The 25,370-nt window shown below is 43.3% G+C and carries 22 protein-coding genes and 1 pseudogene; 9 read left to right on the forward strand and 14 right to left on the reverse strand.

Translation table 11 applies throughout. The annotated features are described in order from the left end of the window. Positions 1 to 13: 13 nt before the first annotated feature. From F967_RS11990 to F967_RS12040, 11 genes and pseudogenes are all read right to left on the reverse strand, one after another. Complete coding sequence (locus F967_RS11990; protein WP_004674593.1) at positions 14 to 292, reverse strand: hypothetical protein; 279 nt, start codon at positions 290 to 292, stop codon at positions 14 to 16. Between the two features lie 112 nt (positions 293 to 404). After that, positions 405 to 908 carry a DUF6586 family protein gene (locus F967_RS11995; protein WP_004674592.1) on the reverse strand — a complete coding sequence of 168 codons (504 nt, stop codon included), beginning with the start codon at positions 906 to 908 and terminating at the stop codon, positions 405 to 407. Between the two features lie 78 nt (positions 909 to 986). Further along, positions 987 to 1,347, reverse strand: a pseudogene (locus F967_RS12000) (ASCH domain-containing protein). 6 nt (positions 1,348 to 1,353) lie between these two features. After that, a complete protein-coding gene (locus tag F967_RS12005) occupies positions 1,354 to 1,599 on the reverse strand; it encodes an RNA recognition motif domain-containing protein (RefSeq protein WP_004800143.1) in 246 nt (81 codons plus the stop codon). Between the two features lie 61 nt (positions 1,600 to 1,660). Further along, positions 1,661 to 3,640, reverse strand: a complete 1,980-nt coding sequence (locus tag F967_RS12010; protein WP_004800144.1) for an ATP-dependent helicase — start codon at positions 3,638 to 3,640, stop codon at positions 1,661 to 1,663. Between the two features lie 122 nt (positions 3,641 to 3,762). Beyond that, positions 3,763 to 4,335, reverse strand: a complete 573-nt coding sequence (locus F967_RS12015) for an HdeD family acid-resistance protein (protein WP_004674586.1) — start codon at positions 4,333 to 4,335, stop codon at positions 3,763 to 3,765. 178 nt (positions 4,336 to 4,513) lie between these two features. Further along, positions 4,514 to 5,272, reverse strand: a complete 759-nt coding sequence (locus F967_RS12020; RefSeq protein ID WP_004800147.1) for a hypothetical protein — start codon at positions 5,270 to 5,272, stop codon at positions 4,514 to 4,516. 88 nt (positions 5,273 to 5,360) lie between these two features. Next, positions 5,361 to 8,000 (reverse strand): type I DNA topoisomerase, encoded by a 2,640-nt coding sequence (topA, locus tag F967_RS12025; protein ID WP_004800148.1) that lies wholly within the window; start codon positions 7,998 to 8,000, stop codon positions 5,361 to 5,363. Between the two features lie 33 nt (positions 8,001 to 8,033). After that, positions 8,034 to 8,483: a hypothetical protein gene (locus F967_RS12030; RefSeq protein WP_004800150.1), complete on the reverse strand. Its 450-nt coding sequence runs from the start codon at positions 8,481 to 8,483 to the stop codon at positions 8,034 to 8,036. 65 nt (positions 8,484 to 8,548) lie between these two features. Then, the gene (locus tag F967_RS14235; RefSeq protein ID WP_004800152.1) at positions 8,549 to 9,529 is read right to left on the reverse strand and encodes a PIN domain-containing protein; all 981 of its coding nucleotides are present in this window, start codon (positions 9,527 to 9,529) and stop codon (positions 8,549 to 8,551) included. 61 nt (positions 9,530 to 9,590) lie between these two features. Continuing rightward, the gene (locus F967_RS12040; protein WP_004800155.1) at positions 9,591 to 9,836 is read right to left on the reverse strand and encodes a SlyX family protein; all 246 of its coding nucleotides are present in this window, start codon (positions 9,834 to 9,836) and stop codon (positions 9,591 to 9,593) included. A gap of 32 nt (positions 9,837 to 9,868) precedes the next feature. Between F967_RS12040 and F967_RS12045 the strand changes: the two genes are divergently transcribed. Both F967_RS12045 and F967_RS12050 read left to right on the forward strand, forming a co-directional pair. Then, entirely contained in the window at positions 9,869 to 11,776 is a 1,908-nt protein-coding gene (locus F967_RS12045) for an ATP-binding cassette domain-containing protein (RefSeq protein ID WP_004800158.1), read from the forward strand. A 2-nt stretch (positions 11,777 to 11,778) separates the two neighbouring features. After that, positions 11,779 to 12,711, forward strand: a complete 933-nt coding sequence (locus F967_RS12050) for an LpxL/LpxP family acyltransferase (protein ID WP_004800160.1) — start codon at positions 11,779 to 11,781, stop codon at positions 12,709 to 12,711. 57 nt (positions 12,712 to 12,768) lie between these two features. Here F967_RS12050 and F967_RS12055 read toward each other — a convergent pair whose 3' ends face one another. After that, complete coding sequence (locus tag F967_RS12055; protein WP_004800162.1) at positions 12,769 to 14,373, reverse strand: PT dipeptide repeat lipoprotein; 1,605 nt, start codon at positions 14,371 to 14,373, stop codon at positions 12,769 to 12,771. Between the two features lie 130 nt (positions 14,374 to 14,503). On the opposite strand from F967_RS12055, the gene F967_RS12060 reads away from it, so the two are divergent. Both F967_RS12060 and F967_RS12065 read left to right on the forward strand, forming a co-directional pair. After that, a complete protein-coding gene (locus tag F967_RS12060) occupies positions 14,504 to 15,718 on the forward strand; it encodes a cupin-like domain-containing protein (RefSeq protein ID WP_004800163.1) in 1,215 nt (404 codons plus the stop codon). Between the two features lie 57 nt (positions 15,719 to 15,775). Next, complete coding sequence (locus F967_RS12065; protein ID WP_004800165.1) at positions 15,776 to 16,642, forward strand: DUF6502 family protein; 867 nt, start codon at positions 15,776 to 15,778, stop codon at positions 16,640 to 16,642. Here the strand turns inward: F967_RS12065 and F967_RS12070 are convergent. Beyond that, positions 16,639 to 17,697 (reverse strand): RNA-guided endonuclease InsQ/TnpB family protein, encoded by a 1,059-nt coding sequence (locus tag F967_RS12070; RefSeq protein WP_034431155.1) that lies wholly within the window; start codon positions 17,695 to 17,697, stop codon positions 16,639 to 16,641. The genes F967_RS12065 and F967_RS12070 overlap by 4 nt on opposite strands. A 171-nt stretch (positions 17,698 to 17,868) precedes the next feature. Between F967_RS12070 and F967_RS12075 the strand changes: the two genes are divergently transcribed. Continuing rightward, entirely contained in the window at positions 17,869 to 18,684 is an 816-nt protein-coding gene (locus tag F967_RS12075) for a hypothetical protein (RefSeq protein WP_004800170.1), read from the forward strand. 251 nt (positions 18,685 to 18,935) lie between these two features. Here F967_RS12075 and F967_RS12080 read toward each other — a convergent pair whose 3' ends face one another. Next, the gene (locus F967_RS12080) at positions 18,936 to 20,069 is read right to left on the reverse strand and encodes an endonuclease/exonuclease/phosphatase family protein (RefSeq protein ID WP_004800171.1); all 1,134 of its coding nucleotides are present in this window, start codon (positions 20,067 to 20,069) and stop codon (positions 18,936 to 18,938) included. Between the two features lie 202 nt (positions 20,070 to 20,271). Here F967_RS12080 and asd point away from each other — a divergent pair, with 202 nt between their 5' ends. From asd to F967_RS12100, 4 genes are all read left to right on the forward strand, one after another. After that, complete coding sequence (gene asd, locus F967_RS12085; RefSeq protein WP_004800172.1) at positions 20,272 to 21,390, forward strand: aspartate-semialdehyde dehydrogenase; 1,119 nt, start codon at positions 20,272 to 20,274, stop codon at positions 21,388 to 21,390. A gap of 144 nt (positions 21,391 to 21,534) precedes the next feature. Further along, positions 21,535 to 23,025, forward strand: a complete 1,491-nt coding sequence (locus F967_RS12090) for a FimV/HubP-related protein (protein WP_004800173.1) — start codon at positions 21,535 to 21,537, stop codon at positions 23,023 to 23,025. Between the two features lie 61 nt (positions 23,026 to 23,086). Then, on the forward strand, positions 23,087 to 24,334 hold the full coding sequence (locus tag F967_RS12095) for a hypothetical protein (RefSeq protein ID WP_004800174.1): 1,248 nt from the start codon (positions 23,087 to 23,089) through the stop codon (positions 24,332 to 24,334). Between the two features lie 62 nt (positions 24,335 to 24,396). Next, the gene (locus F967_RS12100; protein ID WP_004800175.1) at positions 24,397 to 25,362 is read left to right on the forward strand and encodes an asparaginase domain-containing protein; all 966 of its coding nucleotides are present in this window, start codon (positions 24,397 to 24,399) and stop codon (positions 25,360 to 25,362) included. Positions 25,363 to 25,370 lie beyond the last annotated feature (8 nt).

Consider the following 25,370-nt stretch of genomic DNA (forward strand, 5'->3'; position numbering starts at 1 on the left):
TTAACATTCAGCATTAGCTGAAATGGGTAGGTTGTTCATCCACAATCTCGGCCTGCAACTCATTCATCTGCTTTTCCAGCAAACCAAACAGGGCTGCCTGAATCATATGCTGTGCAACCATTGGTGTCTGTTCACCTAAAATTGCCTTAACTTCATCACTAAACTGTATCTTCACCAAAGGTTCCTGTTCAGAACCCGCATTACGCAAAGCAAGTTCGCCACCTTCAAGTTGAACCAATTCCAGTATCGCTTCCTGATTACCGAATAACTCTTTTAACTGTTGCATTGACATATATTTTCTCCATGCTTCAACATGGTGGCAAAGTACCCTTGCACTTTGCGCTCTCACGTCTTATCTATATGAGTCCTGTTTGCGCAGATTTCAAGTTTAAGATCAATTCAGGCTAAAACTCAACCATCTCGTTACGAAAACCATCAATTAAATGGCTTAACTCACGATGCCACTCACGCAGAATCTTCGCATCTGGCAGCCATGCCTGTGGGCTTTGGGTGACCTTGATAATCAGGTTTGAGGAGGTCTCATTTTCAGGTTCTGGTGCTGTTGGCTCAGGTGCGTATTGACACATGCGGTAAGCACGTTTTAATTCGGCAATAAAGCCATCTTTCGCCAGTTGCTGCAACACAAGCACTTCTGGCGACACCTGCCCCTTGTCCGCCATGTGTTCCTCAATGGATTTAAAGGTCGGTTGCAAATCATTTAAACGATAATAGCGCACCAATTCTTGTAAAAACGCTAAGATTGCCCCGTGTAAATGAAATACTGCTGCCTCACGATAGGCTTGTGCCTGTTGGATATGTTCAGTTTGCTCAGCTTGTTGACATGCAAGTCGGGCAAAATACAATTTTTGATTGGTACGATCAGCATGGTAACGGGCAACACGGGACATAACGATAACCTATAAATCAGGTAGGAGTGAATCAGATTGTAAAATGAATTATCCCAAAAACAAAAGCGATCTTTCAGATCATTCATGCAATTCAAGAATATAAAGCTTTATTTTAGCCCTTACTTCAAGTGGCTGTAATAATGGACGAACATTATTGATCGCCCAGGCATAATATCCATCTGCCCAATAAGATGCACATGCAGCATTCATTTCGTCTGGCTGCCACGGATGCGCTGATTGAATGTCAATCAGCGCCACTGCCAATCCCGCTTCCTCATCACCATCATTCAAAAGGAAGTTTTGATTCTCAACAATGACCAGGTTTTTTAATGAAAAGCTTTTCAAGTTGCCATGAGCGAACCTCCAGGGTCTTTAGCCCTTGTGCAATCCGCCCAACATTCGGTGTGACAATAGATAACGTGGTATATTGCTTTAATATCTGGATTTAGGCTTTGTCTTCCGCTATTTTCACACGGATACCAGCGCCTTTCACTTTCAAGGTATTTAGGCCTTTAACAGCCTTAACCGCCTCACGTGGATTTGGCATTTCCACAAAACCAAAGCCTTTCGATTTACCTGTCGCAGAATCCTTGACCACCACACAGGATTCAACTGCGCCATAGGCTTTAAATAAGTCGAGTACTTCTGCATCGGTCACGCCACGGTCTAAATTACGAACTAAAATTTTCATGCTAAAACCTAAAAGATGATTCACGCTTAAATAGGCGAATCAAAAAATCAATCTGGGTAGTTTAATCGAAATCAATGCCAAAACCTAAATTGTTTGCTGTTGAACGGGAGCGACTGGCTTGAGCATAGGCACGTGGAATATCACGATGAATCTGCACATCGACCAAATCTTGAGGTAAATCATTGAGGAAATAGCTTTCTATTTTTCTACCCAGCTCATCATACTGGTCATGTGACCATAAATTTAAATTCTGCTTGGTCAAAATCAACTCATTCTCTGCACGGGTTAAGGCCACATAAAGAACGCGACGTTCCTCCTCCACATCATCAAAGTCACCCTGCGCCCTTGCATGAGGGTATTGTGTGGGTGAGACATGCGGCACATAACAGACCTTTTGTTCAGCCCCTTTGGCTGAATGGATGGTAATCAATGTCACCAAGTCCTGATCTGGAGTTTTATCAATTTCTGAAACTGAAATCGGATCAAGTACATATTCCTCAAGGAATTCTCCAAGCGAACTGTGCTTGCGTGCCAGTTGTTTGACTAGGTCAAAGTCTTTGACACGGCGTGTCCAGTCTTTAGTTTTATAATTATTTTCCAGCTGTTCATTCAAGGCATCCAGTGCCAGTCCAATGCAGGCTTCGACATGGTGTTGCAATACATCCAGTTGCATCAAGATTAAAATCGCTTGTTGTGGTACTTTGCCATGTCGTTCCAAACGCTGGCAGCGTGCCTCAATATCAGGTAATTGAATCAATTCCTGCGCCAATTTGCTGGCACCGACATCACCCACCCCATCCCAGAGCGTCAGGAAACGCATCCAGGCCAGATCATCCTGTGGATTGACACTAACGCGAAGCAAGCTCAATACATCTTTGACATGCGCTGATTCAAGCAGCTTCACTCCACCAATAAAACGATATGGAATATTTGCCGCAATTAACGCTCCCTCAAGATAACGACCGCTAAATCCTGAACGCAACAGAACCATGTGTTCAGCCCAAGTAGCACCTTGCAGATGTCGCTGATTTAAATCCTGAACAATCCAGTTGGCTTCTTCAAACTCATTACTCAAGATATGCAGTTGTGGTTTTAAACCTTGACCACGATAGGCCTGTAAATGTTTGCCATACTCAATCGGACTTTGTCCCAGCAACCAGTTGGATAGATCCAGAATGCCTTGTGTGGAACGATAATTCACTTCCAGCGTCAGCACTTCAGCATCAGGTACACGCTCTTTAAAGTGATGAATATTTTCAAAGTCAGCGCCACGGAAACCATAAATGGATTGTGCATCATCCCCGACACAAAACAGTTTCACCTTGCCAACTAAAGGCTGAAGCAAAGCCCATTGCAGTGGATTAGTATCCTGCATTTCATCGACCAATAAGGCGGAACAAAAACCAGTGACCCATTGCACTAGCTCTGGTGAACTTTGCAGATGTACGGCAACAATAGATAGGATGTCATCATAATCCAGAAAATTACGTTCTTGCTTGCGTTGCTCATAGGCTTTCATCAATTCAGCAATTTGGGCTTTATACTCAAGCGCTTGCGGTAGCTGCTCAACTAAAGCATCCGATAGTTTGGTTTTGGTATTACGAGCATAGGAATAGAGATCACACAATTCGGCCGCTTTCGGCAATACATTGCCCTTGTCTTTACCCCGTAACAGACGGAACATCAGCAATTGATCATCCCGATCAATAATACTGAACTGGGTGAGACCAAACGCACGTGGATTACGACGTAGTAAATACATACAAAAAGTATGAAAGGTTGATGCGCGTAAACCTTTGGCCTGTGCGCCCATATGCTGCTCAACCCGCGTCACAATTTCACTTGCCGCACGACGGGTAAAAGTTAGAATCTGAATTTGTTGTGCAGCTAAACCTTGATCAATTAAGTATGCTGCTCTTGCCACAATGGTTTTGGTTTTACCACAACCTGCTCCAGCCAAGACCAGACAATTTTGTGCTGTCGTTGTGGCTGCTTGTTTTTGTTGTGGATTCAGTTCATCAATTAGCTTGGCAAGCGTCATAAAAGCAATCAATTAAAAGCGAAGTGCTATTTTAACAGACTAAAAGTACGAGAGATATTTTCTGCTACAAAACAAAAAGAGCATGTGTGACACATGCTCTCACTTGTCAAATGAATCATGAATTAAACTGTGGTTGAACTATGGGGTAACTGCTTAATCGCTCCTGCAAAACTCAGATAGTTGATTCCCTGAAATAAAATATCAATTGCAAGGAACATTCCCAATACCCAGAACGGTGAATCAGGTGATGATAAAATCAGGATACCTGTTAAAAGTGTTAATACACCTGAAAACAACACCCATCCCCAGCCTGAAATCGGCCTCAGGATAAATGCGTTTACGCTACGGATAATCCCCGCAATAATTAAGGCAACTGCCAAAAAGCTGGTCAACACAACAGCGGTTATCACAGGTGTGGTAAAGGCAAAGTAACCTGCCACCAAATACAACACACCAAACAACGCCCACAACCAGCGTGTACCGCCCTTAAACACCGTAAATGCCGCAACAAAATGCAGGATACCACCCAGCATCATCAATACACCGAACAGCAGTACGGCAGACAATGTTGCGAATGGCAAAGCAGCTAAAAGAATCAAACCGAAAACAACCAACAAGACACCCAATAACAGATACCATTTACGATCAGCGTGTAGCTGATTGCGAATCAGATCGTTACCCACCGTTTTCATCATGATTTACTCTTTTATCATCAATGTGCTATGTATATATTGAGCGTGTTGTAGACCTAATTCTGTATAAGTCATGTTGAGAATTCATAACAAAATGTTGAAAAACCTGTGTTTTATTCCATAATTTTTTATTGAGCTTGTTGTTTTGCAAGATATGGATAAGTCAAAACTTATCCACAATTTACTTGATCCAGCCAATTTCCTGAGCAGTCAGTACACTGATCACGGTTTGTTCCAAATCATTCGGCATTTTACTTTTATGTTCGGACAATGGAATCCGTCCGCCCATAATTTCAGCTTCGGTTTGTGGATACAAAGGTTGCTTATCCACCTGTGCATAACCGATTGGGAAAATAGGTTCACCCGTATTTAAATGATACTTATCAGTCGCGCCAAAGCCATGCAATAACTCATGTACCAATACCACATTGTTTTGCTGTGTCTGTTTAGCTGAGGCAAACAGATTGACTGAACCAATGCGTCCACGTTCCAGCGCAGTTGAATGCTTGAGTTCCCGATTTTGCTTCGGATCATAGAAATTCAGATATAAAGTTAAACTCGGTGAACCATCAATCGATTGATGCTGCTTCCATGCGTAAAATCGAAACTTTAAACTCCATAGAATATTATTCAGAATACTTGGCTGCTCAGACATCTTCGGCGGTGCTTGCTGCAGTTCCCGCCCAATCTCGATCATAAAGTAACTGCTTTGCCCTCGATATTGCTGGCTATTTTTTTCCAGATAATGTTTGACTTCATAGAAATCATCCAACTGCAATTGCTGGATATATTTTTGGGTAGAGGGTAAACCATCAGCGTTGATCGGATGCAAAAGAATATTTATCGGCTGATTCCAATCCTGATTTTGATCACGACAAGCATTGACTGCAACAATCAATAACACCAGTAGTAAGCAAGCGACTCGAATATTTTTCCACATGCATTTCACCCCAATCAAAATTAATTTTTCTTTTTATTTGTTCAATAAAAAATGCCAGCAATCGCCAGCATTTTTTAAACTTTAATGTTTAAGCTTCTACCCATTTCCCATCTTGGAACACCAGACTCCACTTGGTTTGCTTGCCTTCAGCGGTTTCAGAACCTACATATTGTGCTTGATTCTTACGGCTGAATTTCACGACCGTTGGATTACCTTCTGGATCAACATCTGGTGCTTCTAACAAGAACTGATACTTCGGATCAAGCTGCTCAGCCACACTGCGTAATTCAGCCACTTTTGGTGCACGGGTCTCACGAATTTTCGGAAATTTGCTGGCTGCTAAGAACAGACCTGCCGCACCATCACGCAATACAAAATAATCATCGTGTTTGGTTGAGCGTAGGTGTTCCATTTTGATTGGATCAACACGCGGTGGTGCAGGCTGACCATTCTTCAACACTTTACGGGTATTGTCACAGCTTGAGCAGGCGAAGTATGGACCAAATCGACCTGTTTTAAGCTGCATTTCGCCATCACATTTATCGCATGGAATGGTTGGGCCATCATAACCCTTGATCTTGAATTCGCCTTCTTCAACTTCGTAGCCATCACAGTCTGGATTATTACCACAGACATGCAGTTTACGGCCACCATCCACCACATAGCTGTCCATTGCAGTACCGCATTTAGGACAACGGTGTTTCGACATCAAATCAGCAGTTTCAGCACCATCATCATCCGACAATGCCGCCAAAGACTCGACTGGTGTTAAGTTGAGTGTGCCTTTACAACGCTCTTTCGGTGGCAGGTTATAACCTGAACATCCTAAGAATACACCTGTTGTTCCTGTACGAATCTGCATTGGACGTGAACATTCAGGACAAGCCACATCTGCAACTTCAACAGGCTGATTACGGCGCATGCCGCTTTCACCCTGTGCATTGGTCAAACGCTTTTTGAAATCACCGTAGAATGTATCCAGTAATTCTTTCCAGTTACGCTCACCCATTGCGACACGGTCTAATTGACCTTCTAAATCTGCGGTAAAGGCGTAATTCATCAAGTTATTAAAACTTTCATCCAGACGATCAGTCACGATTTCACCCATCTTTTCTGCAAAAAGACGGCGATTTTCCAGTTTTACATAACCACGTTCCTGAATGGTGGAAATAATCGCAGCGTAGGTTGATGGACGACCAATCCCTTTTTTCTCTAATTCTTTCACCAAAGATGCTTCAGTAAAGCGTGCAGGTGGCTTGGTAAAATGCTGACTCGGATCAAGTTTTTCCAACTTAAGCACTTCACCCACTTTCACCGCAGGCAATAAAATATCATCATCAGATTTATTGGCCCCACGAACGCGGGTAAAACCATCAAATTCCAAAGTACGGCCTTTAGCCTTTAACTCAACATTTGATGCTTCAACTGTTAAGGTTGATGACAGATATTCTGCTGGTGTCATTTGACAAGCAACAAATTGACGCCAAATCAAATCATATAAACGCTGGGCATCACGTTCCACACCTGCAAGTTTGTCACCAGTCAAAGCCACATCCGATGGACGGATTGCTTCATGTGCCTCTTGTGCGCCTGCTTTATTACCATAGCGGTTTGGCTTCGCTGGAATATATTTTTCACCAAAATTTTGCTGGATATGGTTACGCACCATATTCACAGCGTCATCACTCAAGAAAGTTGAGTCAGTACGCATATAGGTAATAAAACCACCTTCATACAAACGCTGCGCCAGCATCATGGTTTTCTTCACCGAAAAACCTAAACGCGTACTCGCTGCTTGTTGCAGGGTTGAAGTGATATATGGGGCACTTGGATTAACCTTAGTCGGCTTATCCTCACGTAATGCAACTTTATATTCTGCGTCTTTTAATACGTTTAACAACGCGTCAGTTTCGGCTTTATTTTTAAGCTTGAGTGTTTTACCTGCTTGCTTAACCGCTTCTAAGCGAATGTCTTCTTTCTTGGAAATGGTATCTGCAAAAACTTGCCAGTATTCTTCTGGGATAAATGCACGGATTTCACGTTCACGTTCAACCACCAGTTTCACAGCAACAGATTGCACCCGACCTGCCGATAGACCACGGGCAATCTTTTCCCAGAGTAATGGCGAAACCATAAAGCCCACCACACGATCAAGGAAACGGCGTGCCTGTTGCGCGTTGACACGGTTTAAATCAAGTCGTGTTGGCTGTTTAAATGCTTCTTGAATGGCATTCTTGGTGATCTCATTAAACACGACACGATGGTAACGGCTATCATCACCACCGATCACTTCTCTCAAATGCCAAGCAATCGCTTCTCCTTCTCTATCCAAGTCCGTTGCGAGATAGATAGCATCTGCATCTTTGGCGAGTTTCCTGAGTTCGGCAACCACATGTTCCTTGCCAGGCAGTACTTCATAATGGGCAATCCAGTCATGCTCGGGATCGACACCCATACGGTTGATCAGGGCAGATTGTGCTTTTTGTTCTTTTTCCGCTTCGGTCAGTTTGGTACGGGTGGCAGGCTTCTTTTCAGTGGATTTCGCCCCGCCTCCTGTCGGTAAATCACGCACATGACCGACCGATGACCTGACAATAAATTGTGAACCTAAATACTTATTAATGGTTTTCGCTTTTGCAGGCGACTCCACAATCACTAAGGCACGTTTAGTTGCAGCAGAGTTAGAAGCTGCTGTGCTTTTGGAAGCAGAGCGTGGAGTATTCGCCATAATAAATCGTTTTTCCTATAATCAATCAAAGAATTAGCGTTGGGCCAATTCATGTAAATAAGCTTTCATATCATCGAGTTGTGTAGCTCTTAGGTCAGTTTCTTCATCCCAGTACAGCCCGACACAGTTCGCTTGCATATCAATAGCATAAACTCCTTTTAATGCAATGGGTAAATCATTAAATTTCTGATCACCCTGCACCACCTGAAGTTTTCCATCGATTACTCTCGCTCGCATGAGCGCCAAACGCGCATCTGGAATCAGCACACTATAATAAGCAACCATACTGGCGCGTTTTTCAGATGCCATTGGAATTTTCGTCCACTCAGGCGCCACGATGAGTCGTGGGTGTAATCCCATTTTGCGAGCTTGATCGCGCATTAAACCGAGTGCTTTTTCCCGTGGACTGACACGTAAGCCAAAAATAGAGCCAAGTACAAACAGTACAATCGCAACCGTGATCCAAATTCCAATATTACTCATAAAGCCGCCCAAAACTTCCTTTTATTAGCGTTACATAAGTTGAATGAAAAAGGCAAGTTCCAAATTTAAGGCATCAACAATCTTGGACTATATTCAATCTCTCTCTGATTCACTTTTAACCATTGGTTATGTTCTAAACGATTCAATAAGTCTTCAGCATTTTGTTCAGGAAAATTTTGTTTTAAGAGCAAAGTAAAGCCTGCCACATATTTAGGACGTAAGTGTGCAGCAACATTTAATCTTCTCGCTAAAGTTAAACGAATATTTTCCAAATCAAATGAAGTATGGTCTTTCTGAATGATTGGCAATAACATTTGGTTTTGCCCAACTTGCTCTTTTTTCTTTTCATTCTCAATCATTTCTGGCAGAACCAAGTTCGCCCATACCATTAGATTTTTTTCAAAATAAATCACTTTTAAATCGTCTTTTTTGATAATTTTATAATTCATCAATAAACTAAAGATTAAATTTTCATCAATCTGTTCTCCTTGTACTTTTGTTCGAATTGTATTTTTTAAACTCTCAATTTTTGTTGGTTTATTTGTTGGAATTTTTGCTAAATATTCACAGAATTTTTTAAAAACAACCAAATGTGGGTGTTGGGCAAATTGTTCGACATCAGGAATGACTGTTGTAGGTTCTTCAAGTGAAACTGGTTTTAATATTTCTCTTGACTGTTCAATCACTTTTTTTAATTGTGTTGCCTGAAAACCCATAACTTTCAGTAAATCAACAATATATTCTAAAGCCCCATCATTAGACATAACATCAAAACAAGTATTTTTCTTATCCATTTGAATTGAAAGTTGCCCTGCTAAAAATGCTAAACCAAAATCAGCCGCATCCTTACCAATTTTAGGCATTTTAATTACAACTAATTTTTTCTCCATGACAAAAGGAGAAAATTTAATCAATGCATCTAAACTTAAAGTCACAGGTGATTTTGCGTAAACTAAATATACACAAGCATAAGTTTTCAATAAGTGTAATAGCTCTTTTTCAGTTTTATGAATATTCTCAATATCCAAAAGCAAAATTTTTTTCATTTGTATCCTTAAAATATAAATTCCCCCAATTTCATCACTCTAGCCTGTCATGTCTATCTTTTCAATAATGTGGCGGTTTGTTACTCATTGGATCAAACGGTGCAATTCCTTCTGACAAATCTGATGCTTCAACACGCTGGTACAACAACTGCATCTGTTTTTTTAAATCAGCGATTTCCCTCGTCTGAATGGTGAGCTGTTGATTGAGTTGCTCAACTAAATCGTCTAAAAATGCAATTCGCACTTGCAAATCTTCAATGGGTGCGGACAATGACGCGTGATCATCAAAATTTTGTGGTTTAGTCATTTCAGACCTCATCTGAGCTTTTAGGAAACATTATGGCCTATATTACTTTAAGGGATGTCCATCTCGCATTTGGCGGACCTGCCCTACTCGATGGCGCGAACTTTAATCTGGAGCGTGGCGAACGAGTCTGTTTAATCGGTCGTAATGGCGAGGGTAAGTCTACTTTATTAAAACTGATTGAGGGAAGCCTATTACCCGATACAGGTGAAGTTTCGATTCAAAATGGTTTAACTGTTTCAATGTTGGCCCAAGATGTGCCAATGGATTCAGGCAAAGTCGCCGATATTGTTGCTGATGGCGCGGGCGAAGCAGCAAGCGTACTCAAAGCCTATCATGAAGCCAGTGATGCGTGCGTACTCGGCGATATGGAAGCCTGCGACCGTATGGGCATGTTACAACACAAGCTCGATCAGTTGGATGGCTGGGCACTGGAAAATAAGGTCAATACCATTTTGGGTAAAATGGGGCTTGATCCAAATGCTGATCTGGCTGACTTGTCTGGTGGACGTAAGCGCCGTGTGTTACTTGCCCGTGCCCTATTAACCCAGCCTGATGTGTTATTGCTGGACGAACCAACCAACCATTTAGATGTAGAAAGTATTGAATGGCTAGAAAAGTTCCTGCTCGACCAGAATAATCTAACTCTTTTATTTATTTCACATGACCGTTCCTTTGTTGACAGCATTGCAACACGTATTGTTGAACTTGATCGTGGTGTTTTGCGTGGTTATGAGGGCAATTATTCACGTTACCTCGACCTCAAAGCACAACAAATGGAGGCAGAAGAAAAACAAAATGCTTTATTTGATAAAAAATTAGCTGAAGAAGAAGCGTGGATTCGTCAAGGCATCAAGGCACGCCGTACCCGTAACGAGGGACGTGTCCGTGCCCTAAAAGCCTTACGTGAACAATCTAAAGCGCGTCGTTCACAACAGGGCAAAGTAAGCATGGCGACTCAGGAAGCCAATCGCTCAGGCAAGCTGGTGTTTGAGATTGAGAACCTAAGCGTTAGTTATGGTGAACAACCATTAATCAAAGACTTCTCAGCGATCGTATTACGTGGTGATCGCATTGGTTTAGTCGGTGACAATGGTGTGGGTAAAACCACCTTGATCAAAGCGATTTTAGGTGAAATTGAACATAGCGGTGCGGTGAAAACAGGTACTCAACTGGAAGTGGCTTATTTTGACCAACTGCGTAATGCACTTGATCTTGAAAAAACCGTGATGGCCAACGTGTCAGAAGGCTCTGATTTTGTCGATGTGAATGGTAACCGCCGTCATATCTATAGCTATTTACAAGACTTCTTATTTTCACCAGAACGGGCACGTACCCCTGTAAAAGCGTTGTCTGGTGGTGAGAGAAACCGCATTCTACTGGCAAAATTATTGCTTAAACCATCAAACCTGATTGTGATGGATGAGCCAACCAATGATCTGGATATGGTGACGCTGGAACTGCTGGAAGAAATGCTGTCTGAGTATAAAGGCACCCTGTTGCTGATCTCGCATGACCGTGCCTTTATGGACAATGTCGTGACTTCAACCTGGGTCTTTGATGGCAAGGGCAATATTGATGAGTATATCGGTGGCTATCAAGACTATCTGGAGCAACGTCCTGACCAAAAAGTGGTTGATCAAAAGAGCGATGTGAAAAAAGCTCAGGCCAAAGCAGAGGCAGCAGCATTGGCTACGACTGCACCGAAAAAAGTCAAACTTAGTTATAAAGATCAGCGTGAGCTTGAACAGCTTCCTGCTGAAATTGAGAAACTGGAAAAGGAACAGGCTGAGCTTTCTGCAAAACTTGCGGATGGTTCGTGGTTTGTAAAAGATGCAGAAGCAGCCACCAAAGCCAGCCAGCGTTTAGCAGAAATTGAGGAAGTCATGCTGGAAAAACTGGAACGTTGGGATACGTTGGAGAACCTGTCAAAGGGCAACTAAACATGGGGCGGAAACAATACATCGCAGGAGAATTTCAATGGGAATTCTTACTGCCTAAATATTGGAAAATCTGGATTGCCATTACTTTTCTGATGTTATTGGCGATTTTACCGTGGTCAATTCAATGGCGACTGGCACATAGTCTGGCGGCATTATGTTGGCATTTACTCAAGTCACGCCGTAAAACCACGCTTAGAAACCTGGAACTGTGTTTTCCCGAATGGTCACCTGCCGAGGTTGAAGCACAGGCCAAGCAAGTCTTTGTCGATATGATGTTAGGCGTATTTGAAACCTTGAATGCCTGGTACTGTCCGAAATGGTTTAAAGGACGCCATAGCATTGACGGTCTGGAACATATTACCCATGCCAAAGCACAGGGTAAAGGCATCTTATTGCTAGGCACACACAGTACCCTGCTGGATGCAGGTGGTTATATCTGTGCTCAATACTTTGAGCCCGATGTGGTTTATCGTCCACAAAACAATCCCATGCTGGATATGCTAATTTATCGTTGCCGTGCCACCATTTACCAGCACCAGATTGACCACGATGATATGCGTGGCCTGATTCGCAGGCTCAAAGATGGCGGTGCAATCTGGTACAGTCCCGATCAGGATTTTGGTTTAAAGCAAGGGGTGATGGCTCCTTTCTTTGGTGTTCCTGCCGCAACGGTGACTGCACATCGTCGTTTGCTAAAAATTTCCAAATCTGTCGCCATACCACTTTATTTCTATCGTTATGGTGATATCCGCAATCCTCAGTATAAGGTGCTGATTGAACCAATGCTTGAAAATATGCCAAGTGAGGATGAGGTGGCTGATGCGGTTCGCGTGAACAAGATTATTGAAGCACAGCTTAGAATCGCCCCAACACAATGGATGTGGTTTCACCGCCGTTTTAAAACCCGACCTGAAGGTTATGACAAAATATATTAACCATAAAAAAATCTGTGCCCGAAAGCACAGATTTTTTTTCACCGCATGCTGAATGGTTTATTTAGGAAAAACCACGCCTGTGCTTAGGTCATAATTTTGAGGTGAGTTGGTATACACCATACCCAATCGTGTTGCAAAGAACCAACCCAATTTACCCTGATCCTGAATACGGTTTTCAACCCCATAAACGCTTTCTGAACTATCTACCGCATCCTCGGCATAAAGTTTGTATTCAAGTGTACCTGTATTTTCGCTATCTTTCTCAAACAAATAGCCTGATGCTGTTAAGCCAAAACTGGCTTTATTATCTTTATCAATCAGGCGATAACCCTCTGCTGCCTGCTCTTTCAAGATCGTTGCTCGTGTTGCAACATCCGTGCTAGTGAGCGGAACATAACGATAGCTGTATGTCCCATGATGGGTACTGCTATTGACACAGGTAGTCACATAGAATGTGCCATTACTTGTACCATTATTGGTATAGGTTGACCCCGCATCAATTAATTTGCAGCCTTTAGCCCCCATGTCATTAAACGCAGCCAAAATATTGTCACGTGTTGCACTGGTTAAGAAACGATTTTCATAACTATAAGTCGCTGGTTTTTGATCATTTTTCACAAATAAATACTTACGGGTATTATTTGAGGTTTCTCCAAAAGATAACTTGTAGAGATAACCCAAAGCACCCTGCTTTTTCAGCTCATCAAACCAAAGTGTATAACGGTTGGCAACAATATTGGTGCTGACATCGGCTGTGGTATAGGTGTAGGTATCCTGTGAGGCGTTATTTTTCACATATAAGTTTTTGTAGATGCTGTTGCTTCCCTCTGGATTTTTCAATGCAACTGACGGTGTAATGAGTGCATAGCCCTGGCGACCTTGGTCATTCAACTGGTTCAGAACATCTGCCCATGCCGTTTGATTGTCACCGAAACGATAACTTGCGGTTGCAACAATCTGCTGTGGCTTTTGCTGGCTTAAAGAGGGAGCACTACGGGTATAACAGGTATTCACCCGACTAAAATCAACTTGTTGCAAGTAAGCATGAATATCATTCGGCTGATCTGTGGGCACAAGACAGAACTGATCTGCATTTTTGAAGCCAAACACCATAGGCTGTTTGCTCCCCAGCTTACCCCCTACTTCAAGTTGCCATTGTGCCTGATTAAAGCTGGAACTTTGTATGGTCTGTGCTGCCCCAATCTCAGTCGCCAAACTAAACTCACTTGGCTGTTTGTAGCTTGGGGAAAGTTCACCTGTACAGTCTTTTGCATTCGCATATTTTACCGTTTCATTGACAAAACGGACGCTATTGTCAGCCATCTTAACAATGTTCATTTTTAAGCCAGAACCATTGATACAAGCCCCCTGCCCAGCCATCCATGTCCCCACAAAACGGTCTGCAACGGCAGTCGGAGTTGGTGTAGGGGTTGGTGTCGGCGTAGGGGTTGGTGTGGGCGTGGGTGTCGGCGTAGGTGTTGGTGTCGGTGTTGGTGTTGGTGTTGGTGTCGGCGTGGGTGTCGGTGTTGGTGTGGGTGTGGGTGTGGGTGTTGGCGTAGGTGTTGGTGTCGGCGTGTTGTCTGAAGATGAATTTCCACCGCATCCCACCAAAGCTGCGCATGTCATGCTAAGCACAAGTTGAGTCCATATATTTTTCATCATGTTGCCCTCTGTGTGAAATTTTCACATATATTGTCTGTGAAAATTTAACACTTTTTTGCTTGAGTGCAAATATGTTTATGCTTAAATTAATAACCAAAGGTCAAATCATTGTATTGATAGGTCAAAAGCCATGGATGCTCAGCAAAACTTAATAAGACAATTCAATGCATTACCAGAGGAATGGCGTGCATGGCTGGAAGAAAACTTTGAACGTGGATGCAACCCTGTGGAGCTTGCCAATATTTTGCTGCGTGAGGGCCTGATTACACTTGAGGCAGATGAAACTTTTACTGGAGCGCAGGAACTGTTGAATGGGACAACAAGCCCTGCTGAGTTCAGTGACCATTTCAGTACTGAGCAAAAAAAATGGCTGGCTCAGGCAGTTCTTGATAAAAAGCATCAAAAAGATATTTATCAAACACTTCAGGTACAAGGGCTGAGTGAAAAGGGTATTTCTGAGGAATTGCTGCAACTGAAACAGGACCCCTACTTTCAGATTGCCCAGCAACAGCACTTTTTAGTCAAAAAGAGAAATTGGCTATTAGATACCTTAGACCGCTTTGCTCGGCTCAACCCTGAATACCAACAGATTGCACGTATTAAGGTTCCGTCTTTTGATTTTTTTATTCAGCATTATTACAGCAGAAATTTACCCGTTATCCTGACGCATGCGATTGATCACTGGCCTGCACTGAAAAACTGGTCACCCGCCTATTTTCAGCAGGTGGTGGGCAATCAGGAAATTGAGGTCCAGTTTAACCGTGAACAGGACCCACTCTTTGAAAGAAACTCCATCCGACACAAAACCAAAATGACCATGCGGGACTATGTTGACCTTGTCACCCAAACCGATCATTCCAATAATTTTTACATGACGGCGAATAATGCCAAAGTCAGCCAATCCAGTCTGACCAAGCTATTTAGGGATATTGGGCATTTTCATGGCTATACCGACCACGCCCAGTTGACAGACCGCAGCTTTATCTGGTTTGGCCCCAAGGGTGCATTTACTCCCCTGCACCATGACTTAACCAATAATGTTCTGGTTCAGGTCTATGGCAGGAAAAAGATTACCCTCATTCCAGCCCTGCAAGTCGCCCATTTATACAATGATGTTGCGGTGTTCAGTAAAATTGCTGATCCTTATGCCGCAAATCTCGTAGAATCCTTTCCTGAATTTGCACAGAGCAGCAGAATTGAATGTGTGCTGAATGAGGGAGAGGCGCTGTTCATTCCATTGGGTTGGTGGCACTGTGTGGAAAGTTTAGATGTGTCCATCAGTGTCTCCTTTACTCATTTTAATATTGACAATGCTGGTGCCGAGACATTCCCATCCTCTCTTTAGTGATCGGAACCAGTCACTTACATGGTTCAGTGCATCAACCGCTTAGGGTATTTTGATATGGAAAAACCAGCCGACCAAATGACCGCCACTATAGAGCAATCCTCTGCAAATGCACAGGGCGTGATTCCTCAGGATGCAGAAACCACCTTGGAAAGTATTGTTCCAATGATGCAGCACATTGCGCATTGGCTCATTCATTCAGGCATTGGTTATACCGATTTTGTGGCTGCCCTGAAACCTGTTTTCTACGAACAGGCCCTAGCTGAGCTGGGACGGATCAAGCAAAATAAAACTGACTCTGCTGTCAGCCTGCTCTCTGGCCTGCACCGCAAGGATGTCAGTGCCTTTCGGCAACAAGCCACCCAGCTCACTGAAACAGCTAAGGTAACCTATGCCATTAGTGTCCCTGCACGTGTGATTGCACGCTGGATTGCCCTTGAATTACCGCATCAAATTCCAGTTTCAGGGGAAGAAAACAGTTTCGAGGCGCTGGTTCGGCATATCTCAACCGAAAAACACCCCCGTTCAATCCTGTTTGAATTGCAGCGTCTGGGCGTGGTGCAACAGGTCGGACAGAATGTGGTGCTGCAACAGAATAGCTTTACACCAGACAACCAGATGCAGGAAAGCAAGGCTTTGTTCTCCGCAAACTTAAGTGATCACCTTGCAGCGGGTATTGACAACTTTATTAGTAACAAAAGCTTTACCCATCTGGAACAGGCTGTACTGGCGGAAAAACTCACCATGTCGTCGATTGAGGCGCTACGCCAGCTTAGCCTTGAACTATGGCAGGACATGGCCAAACAGTTACTCAATGCCGCCATTCACTACTGCGAACAAGATCAGGAAAAACAGGATGCGGATTATCAATTTCGTTTTGGGGTCTATCAGTACGATAGAAAATTGACATCCTCCCCGACCTAAAGGACGGGGATTCCTCCTGCGAGACGCTCATGTCCGAGCGCAAGAATATTCAGTGCGGAATTTACATCCCGATCATGGAGCGTACCGCACTCCATGCACTGCCATTCTCTTATTCCAAGACCTGTCCTACCTTTCGGACTACTACAGCGTGAGCCACAGCACGAACACGTTTGGGTGGTATACGCTTCATTGACTTCTTCATACCATACCCCTGCGTTCTCGCATTTATACTTAAGCATGGTTCTTAGTGTTGTCCAACTTGCATCTAATACAGACTTAGCTAATTTAGTCCGTGCTAGTGCTTTGGCATTCACATTGCCAATGAAGATTGCTGCATGTTCATTCACCAGTTTATGACTGAATTGATGCAACATGTTTTGACGTATATTTTTAATCTTGGCGTGAATCGCTTTGACGCGCTTTTTATTTCTCGCACGTTGAGCTATGCCAAGTTTTTGTTCATATTGCCGATAGATTTGAGGGGCTTTGAGCTTTACTCCATCTGAACAAGTGGCTAAGTCCTTTAAACCCAAGTCTATACCAATTGAGGTTTTAGCGCTGGTTTTCTCTGTTTTAATTGAATCAACTACAAGACAGACATACCAACGCCCACGACTATCCTCTACAAACGAGCCTGTTTTAACATTGTATTTGCTTAGTCCGTAGCTGTCCCATAGTTTGAATTGATGCTTGCCGTATTGAACATATCCATCAGCATATTTGATTGCTACTTTCTTGAACGGTATCCAGCCCAATGAACGCCTAGCTGATTTTTTATTGCTGACTCGCCATTTCAGTTTTGCTTTTTTGAATTGCTTGCGTCTTGTCACTAATTCTTCTGTGACCGCCTGAATCGTTTGGCTATGCAAATTACATTCTTTCGATGTGCCTTTTGTGTATTTGGCAATGTCGTATGCTGAAAAGAATTGTTGTTTTCGTTGTAGATGTTTAAAACACAAATCATTCACGTAATTCCAGACAAAATTCACCTCAGATGCCATCTGATTTAGCACCTTGCAATGTTTGTCTTTTATGCGTAATTTGAGTGTCTTCATACAATTATTTTAACCGTATTTTTCTTAATAGTGATTATAGCAAAAGTATTTAAAACGACATTTCATGTCGTATGGCTTACGCCAGTCGCTTATATCCTCAGGCTAAACCCCGAGGTTTTACGCTCCAATGGATAAATCTACAAGTACCTTATATTTATAAGGGTGGATAAAATGAATTCAGGTAAAAATTTAGGCCTAGTGCTTTTATTCTGTAGTTTGGCCAGTGCCTTGACCGCCTGTGGCGATGTTTACCATTATCTGGCGGCCAATGTCAGTCTGGGGGGCAGTGGTTCAGGCACGCAGAAACCAAGACCTGGAGGCAGTGATGCGACAGGCAATGGTAAAGGTGATGAAGATAGCTATGAATATTATATGACCATCCCTGAGACTGTTGCAGATGAGTGTCTTGGCATACAACGCTCCATGCAATTTATCTATGCTGATAGCAAGCAACCCATCCCGTCAGGCACTGTACAGGAGCTTGCGGCAACACCATTACAGATTGAGCTGAGAAATACCACGCCAAACTATATATTTGAACAGCTACCACAATGCCGACAGGTTGAAGTATGGTCGGAACTCACCAATGTTCATATACAGCCTGATCAATATCTAAGATGTACCGCAGAACAAGACAGCATTCAGGTATTACGCCCTTATGAAACCCGTATCTACGAATTTGATGCCAAACTACCGACAGATGCTGACCGATGGAAAATAAAATATACCGCAGCCAATTATAGCATCCAGTCATCCAGCAACGATTTACGCTGGACACACTGTCAGCCTTTGGAAATTACACTTCAAGTAGACAAGGTTTTCAAACCGAAGAAAGTCATGGATCCAGAGGATGTCGCCAAACCCGATGAAGCTGAGGACTCAATGGGTGAAGAGGAAATACCTGTAACCGAACAGGAAAATGAAACAGCACCGCCAGAACAACCAGCAACGGGTAAACCAATGCAAAAAATGAAAGTGGCTCAATAAAAAATTAAAACCCGAGTTTCGCATCCTGCAAAACTCGGGCAAATGAGGCTGTGCTTTCACAATATTTTTTATTATTTTGCTTCCATAGCATGCATCATATCCATAATGCTTTTTCCATCTCAGCGTTGCTATCCTTAATCGGAAATCCTTTCCTGCATCCCTGTGCTGATGTATTTAGAATAAATCTTTTAAGCGACCATGACTATTCGCTGTGGACTGAAATCACTGTACGATAATGCTTACATGAGCGTTTAGTGCTTATTCTTAATGATTACACTTTTATGAGTCTGGGCAAGTTCATCCACCACCACTTTTCCCTCCTGCTCCGCTTTCGCTATACCCTCCTGAATCGCCTGCTGTGCCTCATCCTCATCACTTTCTGTCTGCTCCAGCTCTTGCTGTTTTTGTTCAAATATCCGTCCCGTTTGCAGCACCACATAGATTGGAAAATGGTCTGAACCAATATGGGGCAAACGCTTCATTTCAACCAGACCAAAGTCCGTACTGTGGAAAATATGGTCCAGCGACCAACGTAATAGTGGATAATCCGCATGAAAGGTATTCATAAAATAACGCCCCACACGCGGGTCAAGCAGACCACTGATCCGCTGGAACAGGCGGGTGGTTCTTGACCATGCCACATCATTCAGGTCACCCATCACAATACAGCTCTCATCAATATCCTTGATCTGGTCGCCCACAATCAGGAGTTCAGCATCCCTTAAGGTGGAATCCTTTGCCTCTGTGGGACTTGGCGGCTTTGGATGCAGACAGTACAACTGCACACTTAGCCCCGAACGCAGGCGTATTGTTGCATGGATGGATGGAGTTTCATCACTCAGGATGAATTTCACTTCGGTGTCCGCTAACGGCAAGCGGCTATATAGATGCATTCCATACAAATTATCCTGAGGCACTGCAACGCGGTAAGGATAATCCGCTTCAATCGGTTTTAATGCTTCCTGCCAAACCTGGTCAGTTTCCAGTGTCAGCACCACATCAGGCTGCAAACGATTAATCTGTTCCAGCAACAGGTGATATTTATGGTTCGGGGTCAGCACATTGGCGACCAGCAATGAGATTTGCTGCTTTTCATTGATTTGCTCAGGCTTAACTTTTTGAACTTGCTTTTTCCAAATCGGGGTGTATGGAAGAACCATTTTCAACTGATAAGCGATTGCTGCGGCCAATCCAACAAACAGCAACTCGGTAGTCAAGGTCCATTCGGGAATGGCAAATAACATTGCAAAAAAGGCGAAGAGACCGAGTGCCAGAATCTGTAAGCGCGGAAAGTCAGCGCCTCTAAACCACCACTCATCCCGTCGAATCAATGACCATCCACTCAACCAGATCGCCAGCACCGCACAAACCTCAATTGCTATCATTTTGCCCTACTCTTATTACACTTCATTGCTGATATTATGGATTTCTTAATCATATTATGGTCTTATCAATTTTCTATCTAATACAAACAAGTTATTCCACTCAAGAAAATTATGGTTTTATTTAGGTAAAGCTTGCAGTTGCAGGCACTTTTGATACACTCAAACCCCTTATAAAGTTTTTTACATACCGAGGCACAATGACATGAAAGTAGGTCTGGTCGGTTGGCGTGGGATGGTTGGTTCTGTCCTGATGCAACGTATGGTTGAAGAGAATGATTTTGCTCACATTGAGCCATTCTATTTTTCTACCAGTAATGCAGGTGGTGAAGCACCTGCATTTGGTGGTAAGACTGCCCCAGCACTTATGGATGCATCAGACATTAACAGCCTGAAGCAAATGGATGTCATTTTAACCTGCCAGGGCGGTGACTATACCTCTGAAGTTTTCCCAAAGCTTAAGGCTGAGGGCTGGGATGGTTACTGGATTGATGCCGCATCCACCCTGCGTATGGCGGATGATGCCATCATTGTGCTTGATCCAGTCAACCTGAACGTGATCAAGGATGGTTTGGTGAATGGTACTAAAACATTCGTTGGCGGCAACTGTACCGTTTCCCTAATGCTGATGGGCTTGGGTTCACTGTTCCAGAACAATTTGGTGGAATGGGCAACCTCAATGACTTATCAGGCCGCTTCTGGTGCGGGCGCGCAAAACATGCGTGAACTCATCACAGGCATGGGTTATTTGTATAACAACACCAAAGCGTTACTGGACGATCCAAAATCTGCCATCCTTGATATTGATCGTCAAATTGCCGAGTTGCAACGTGGTGAAGGTTTTCCAAAGTCTAACTTTGGTGTGCCATTAGCAGGTTCATTGATCCCATATATCGATAAACAGCTTGAAAGTGGTCAATCAAAAGAGGAATGGAAAGGTCAAGTTGAAACTAACAAGATTCTGGGTAACCAGCAAATTGTTCCGATTGATGGCCACTGTGTGCGTATTGGTGCAATGCGTTGCCACTCACAGGCTTTAACGCTGAAATTGAAGAAAGATGTGCCACTTGACGAGATTGAGGACATGATCCGCAATTCAAGCCAATGGGCGAAAGTGGTCCCAAATACCCGCGAAGCCTCCATGACTGACCTGACTCCTGTGGCGGTTACAGGTACTTTAACTGTTCCAGTGGGCCGTCTGCGCAAGCTGAATATGGGTAAAGAATACCTGGGCGCATTTACAGTGGGTGACCAGCTTCTCTGGGGCGCGGCAGAACCGTTACGCCGTATGCTTCGCATCTTGGTAGAATACAAGCACGCCTAAGCAAAAAAACAGATGAAAATCAAAAGCCGATCACAGTTGATCGGCTTTTTTCTTATGATTGCAGATGAAGATTTTACAATTCATTTACATCACGGTAATGTATACTTTTGAATTGACTAAAACATCACTGTTTCATGGATCAAGATGACTATTTATAACAAATTAAAAATTGCCATTTTAACCATATTATCTTCGCAACATCTTTATGCAATCACACTTGATCCCTTGCAAATCCAGTCCGCACCTGGCGAGTTACTCTATGCGGAAATGAGCTTTCATCAGGCAGATGCCAATTCAAAACTGGATGTTAGCCTTGCAACGCCAGAAGACCTGATGATGCTCGGTGCAACACACCAGCCACCCTCCACCCTTAATTTTTTTACCCGCCGCAACAATAACGGAGAAGGGGTGATTGTGATTACCTCGTCAAGACCCATGACCGATGCAGAGCTAAACATTATTGTTAAAATTCAGGAAAATGGCGCAGCACACTTAAAACATATCAGACAGCCAATACGCCAAAAAACCCAGATTGCGACAGCTAAAAGCAGCAATGAGAAAACGCTAGCACCTAAATATATTGTCAGTGAAAAAGATATTGCACTGAACCTACCAGAAAGTACCCGTTACAATGCAAATACAGCAACAAATTCAAAAGAACTGAATCTAAGACAGGAAAAACTCCTGAACGCACCCTTTGCTCTTCCGCCAGCATTAAATGTTCCAGAAAGCAAAGCGCCAGTTGCAACTGCCATTTCGGTTGTACCTCCAGCTAAAGCAGAACAGACGGCCACCATTCAGGCAGGCAGCAATACACAAGCAGCAACACCGAAAATCGCGGTGACTGAGCAAAAACCAACCACTCCAACAATTAGGCAGGAAGTTCAACAGGCGGCCGTTGTTCAGGCAGCAAATGTCCAGCCAGTCAATGAGAATGTTCCTGCTGAGAAACCCATCCAAAATACCGAAAATAAACCTGTGGAAGAAAAGCGGGATACCGTGGCTAAATATCAGGCAAAAAATAAAGAACAGCCAATCAGGCAGAAGCCAGCCCAAAGCAGCCCACCTGCAACATCAGGTGAAAATAGTCAACAGCAACATGTGGTTAGACGTAATGAGTCACTATGGAGCATTGCACAGAGAATTGCAGGACAAACCCAGCAACCTGTGTACAAAGTCATGAACCAGATCAAGGCGCAGAATGAACATGCTTTTGTTGGTGGTAATGCCAATCGGTTGAGACAGGGTGCTCATTTAAATTTCAATCTGGGTACAGTTTCAGGCCGCCAAAACCCAGATGCAAATCAAATGACAACCCAAACAGCGCATGGTGTGCCAGCAGGAAAAGTAAAATATCGCCTACAACAGGCGGAAATGACCCTGATTGCTGAAAGTAATCAAGATTCCAGTACTGGAAGTGCGAAAAAAGACACACAACAACAAAAAACCAGTGCAGATTTATCATTAAAAGTTATGACAGCACGCGAAAAAACCGTTACATTACAAAGAAACGTAACACAGTTAGAATTGGCATTACGTGGTAAGGAACAACGAATTCAGTTACTGAATGCTCGGCTTGCAGAGCTACAGGAACAGTTGAAAGCGCAACAGGAAACTAAAAAGCCAACACGCTAGGTTACGGGAAGATTCTCATAAATTTGCACAAAAGCGGCTCTATCTTCAAGGGGTATGGATCATGTCAACTATAATAATTGTACTGCTAGTCGTTGTACTGGTTGTTGCAGTCGTTTTAAAAAAACGTGGTGACAATCAAGGCAATACGGCATCCAGAAAAGGTGCTAGCAAGACAGCTAAAACAGCAGCTACAAAAAAAGTTTCACGTACAACACTGGCACGTGAAGAACAGGAAGCCGCCCCGCAATCCACCAGCCCGATTCCAGACAGTCTGCGCCAGAAACTTGAACAGCAAATTCAAAGTGGCAACTACCAGACTGCTGAGGCACAGATCAATCAGGCCTTAAAACAGGATAATACCCAGCATGAGCTGTATCTGTTCCTGCTTGATATCCATTTGGCACAGAGGGATGATTTTGCCGCCGATCAGTTGATCAAGCATGTTCATGCCTTAAAACTGGAAGAGATTGCACGAGCCGCTGAAGCAAAACACCGTGAATACGAAAGAAACAGACAGCCTGACTCAATTGAGTTTAGCCCAAGTCATTTTCAACAACCGCATACACCTGCTGCAAGCCCTGTTCAGAACAATACCGCTGATTTTGATGCACTGGTTCAAACCCCAGCCAAACAGTCTTTTGATGATTTACAGTCTGAATACAGCACACCCGCTGAACAGGAAAAACCTGCTGAACCAGTTCCTGAAGTTCAACCTCTGGATTTCAACTTCTCTTTCGAACAGAAAGAAAGTGCCGAACCTAGTCCTGTAACTGAAACTGTAGAGACCAAAGAACAGCAACCCCTTGAGTTCTCATTCAATTTAGAGACAGGCACGACCTCTCCAGCAATTGAAGAAAGCAAAATTATAGAGAGCAAGCCTGAATTAAACTTTGACCTATCCAGTCTGGAAGTAAGTTCAAATCAGGCTGAAACCAAGTCAGAGGATATTCCAGCTCCAAGTCTGGATTTTAATTTTGAACCCTTTGAGAACAAGCTAGAGACACCACCTGCGGCTGAAAAAACTGAGTTTACCTTTGATGTTACAGAGACAGTGATCCAGACTGAACCTGCAACAGCATTTATTGAACCAGCACCACAAGCACCTAAAACTGGCAATGATCCATTGGCTCAATCTTTCCCTGACCTGCAACAGCTTGATGAAGCACAGCTTAACCTTGAGCTGGCTGAACAATATATTGAGCTTGGTGCCTATGAGTCAGCACGGGAACTGTTAAAAAACAGCCAAACGCTTTTAAATGCGGAACAACAACAACATTCAGAAAAGTTACTCAATAAAATAGCTTCCTGAATTTGATCCGTCTAATATAAGCAGTCTTACCGACTGCTTTTTTTATACCAAAAATTCTGATTATGCAAAAAATCGCTTTGATTTATATGGGTGGTACATTTGGCTGTATTGGCGAACCACTTATGCCAATGCCCGAACAAGCCTTTTTACCTTTGCTGGAAAAGGTTATCCCCCCCCATTTACAGGTTGAATGTTTCGCAGCTCCTAGCATTAAGGACAGCAGTGCATGCACAGCAGTGGACTGGCTGCAACTGATACAACAGATTCAGCAATTACAGCACAACAATTACCAATATTTCGTGATTATTCATGGTACAGACACACTAAGTTATGCTGCGGCAACACTTGCCCGTTTTCTGGGAGATTCATGCCATGCAATCATTACAGGAAGCCAGTATCCGCTACTGAATATTGAGGGAAATGACACACGGGAATTTACCGATGCGCTTGGAAATCTGTATTTGGCACTGGAACAGGTACTAAAACTCCCTGCGGGTGTATATCTTGCTTTCCACCAACAGGTTTTTCATGCTCAAACCACATTGAAAGTACACACAACCGAACTGGATGCTTTTACAGGAATCCCTGCTACTAAAGAATGCCTGACATCTACCCATCAGTTTATTGTAAAAGATGATCACATTACACAGGCTGCACAACTGTGTGTGCTTAACCTCATGCTACAGCCAATACCGCAACAGCAACTAATCTTACAACTCAAAAACATTCTGGCTGCACCCGCACAGTTTTTGGTGCTGCAAGGTTTTGGAACAGGCAATATCGCTGTCAATGATGAGATTTTGGCCTTGTTTGAAGATCTATATCATCAAAAGTGCCTGAGCATTGTCAGCAGTCAGGTTACTTTTGGCCAACTTGACCAGCGTTATGCGGTCAGCTCATGGATGCAATCTGCCAGGGTTTTAATCAATGATTGTCACAGTCATGCCGATTTATATACAAAAACATTGCAAATGTATTTAAAATACCCAACCCATGATCAACGCTTTGAACATTGGCATCATCATTAGCACTGAGG

Origin of the sequence: Acinetobacter sp. CIP 102637, assembly GCF_000368425.1 — a bacterium.
Lineage (GTDB): Bacteria > Pseudomonadota > Gammaproteobacteria > Pseudomonadales > Moraxellaceae > Acinetobacter > Acinetobacter parvus.

Bases quoted from the DNA above. Each gene is read 5' to 3' on its own strand.
- F967_RS11990 (WP_004674593.1), bottom strand. From the start codon at position 292: ATGTCAATGCAACAGTTAAAAGAGTTATTCGGTAATCAGGAAGCGATA.
- F967_RS11995 (WP_004674592.1), bottom strand. From the start codon at position 908: ATGTCCCGTGTTGCCCGTTACCATGCTGATCGTACCAATCAAAAATTG.
- F967_RS12005 (WP_004800143.1), bottom strand. From the start codon at position 1,599: ATGAAAATTTTAGTTCGTAATTTAGACCGTGGCGTGACCGATGCAGAA.
- F967_RS12010 (WP_004800144.1), bottom strand. From the start codon at position 3,640: ATGACGCTTGCCAAGCTAATTGATGAACTGAATCCACAACAAAAACAA.
- F967_RS12015 (WP_004674586.1), bottom strand. From the start codon at position 4,335: ATGATGAAAACGGTGGGTAACGATCTGATTCGCAATCAGCTACACGCT.
- F967_RS12020 (WP_004800147.1), bottom strand. From the start codon at position 5,272: ATGTGGAAAAATATTCGAGTCGCTTGCTTACTACTGGTGTTATTGATT.
- topA (WP_004800148.1), bottom strand. From the start codon at position 8,000: ATGGCGAATACTCCACGCTCTGCTTCCAAAAGCACAGCAGCTTCTAAC.
- F967_RS12030 (WP_004800150.1), bottom strand. From the start codon at position 8,483: ATGAGTAATATTGGAATTTGGATCACGGTTGCGATTGTACTGTTTGTA.
- F967_RS14235 (WP_004800152.1), bottom strand. From the start codon at position 9,529: ATGAAAAAAATTTTGCTTTTGGATATTGAGAATATTCATAAAACTGAA.
- F967_RS12040 (WP_004800155.1), bottom strand. From the start codon at position 9,836: ATGACTAAACCACAAAATTTTGATGATCACGCGTCATTGTCCGCACCC.
- F967_RS12045 (WP_004800158.1), top strand. From the start codon at position 9,869: ATGGCCTATATTACTTTAAGGGATGTCCATCTCGCATTTGGCGGACCT.
- F967_RS12050 (WP_004800160.1), top strand. From the start codon at position 11,779: ATGGGGCGGAAACAATACATCGCAGGAGAATTTCAATGGGAATTCTTA.
- F967_RS12055 (WP_004800162.1), bottom strand. From the start codon at position 14,373: ATGATGAAAAATATATGGACTCAACTTGTGCTTAGCATGACATGCGCA.
- F967_RS12060 (WP_004800163.1), top strand. From the start codon at position 14,504: ATGGATGCTCAGCAAAACTTAATAAGACAATTCAATGCATTACCAGAG.
- F967_RS12065 (WP_004800165.1), top strand. From the start codon at position 15,776: ATGGAAAAACCAGCCGACCAAATGACCGCCACTATAGAGCAATCCTCT.
- F967_RS12070 (WP_034431155.1), bottom strand. From the start codon at position 17,697: ATGAAGACACTCAAATTACGCATAAAAGACAAACATTGCAAGGTGCTA.
- F967_RS12075 (WP_004800170.1), top strand. From the start codon at position 17,869: ATGAATTCAGGTAAAAATTTAGGCCTAGTGCTTTTATTCTGTAGTTTG.
- F967_RS12080 (WP_004800171.1), bottom strand. From the start codon at position 20,069: ATGATAGCAATTGAGGTTTGTGCGGTGCTGGCGATCTGGTTGAGTGGA.
- asd (WP_004800172.1), top strand. From the start codon at position 20,272: ATGAAAGTAGGTCTGGTCGGTTGGCGTGGGATGGTTGGTTCTGTCCTG.
- F967_RS12090 (WP_004800173.1), top strand. From the start codon at position 21,535: ATGACTATTTATAACAAATTAAAAATTGCCATTTTAACCATATTATCT.
- F967_RS12095 (WP_004800174.1), top strand. From the start codon at position 23,087: ATGTCAACTATAATAATTGTACTGCTAGTCGTTGTACTGGTTGTTGCA.
- F967_RS12100 (WP_004800175.1), top strand. From the start codon at position 24,397: ATGCAAAAAATCGCTTTGATTTATATGGGTGGTACATTTGGCTGTATT.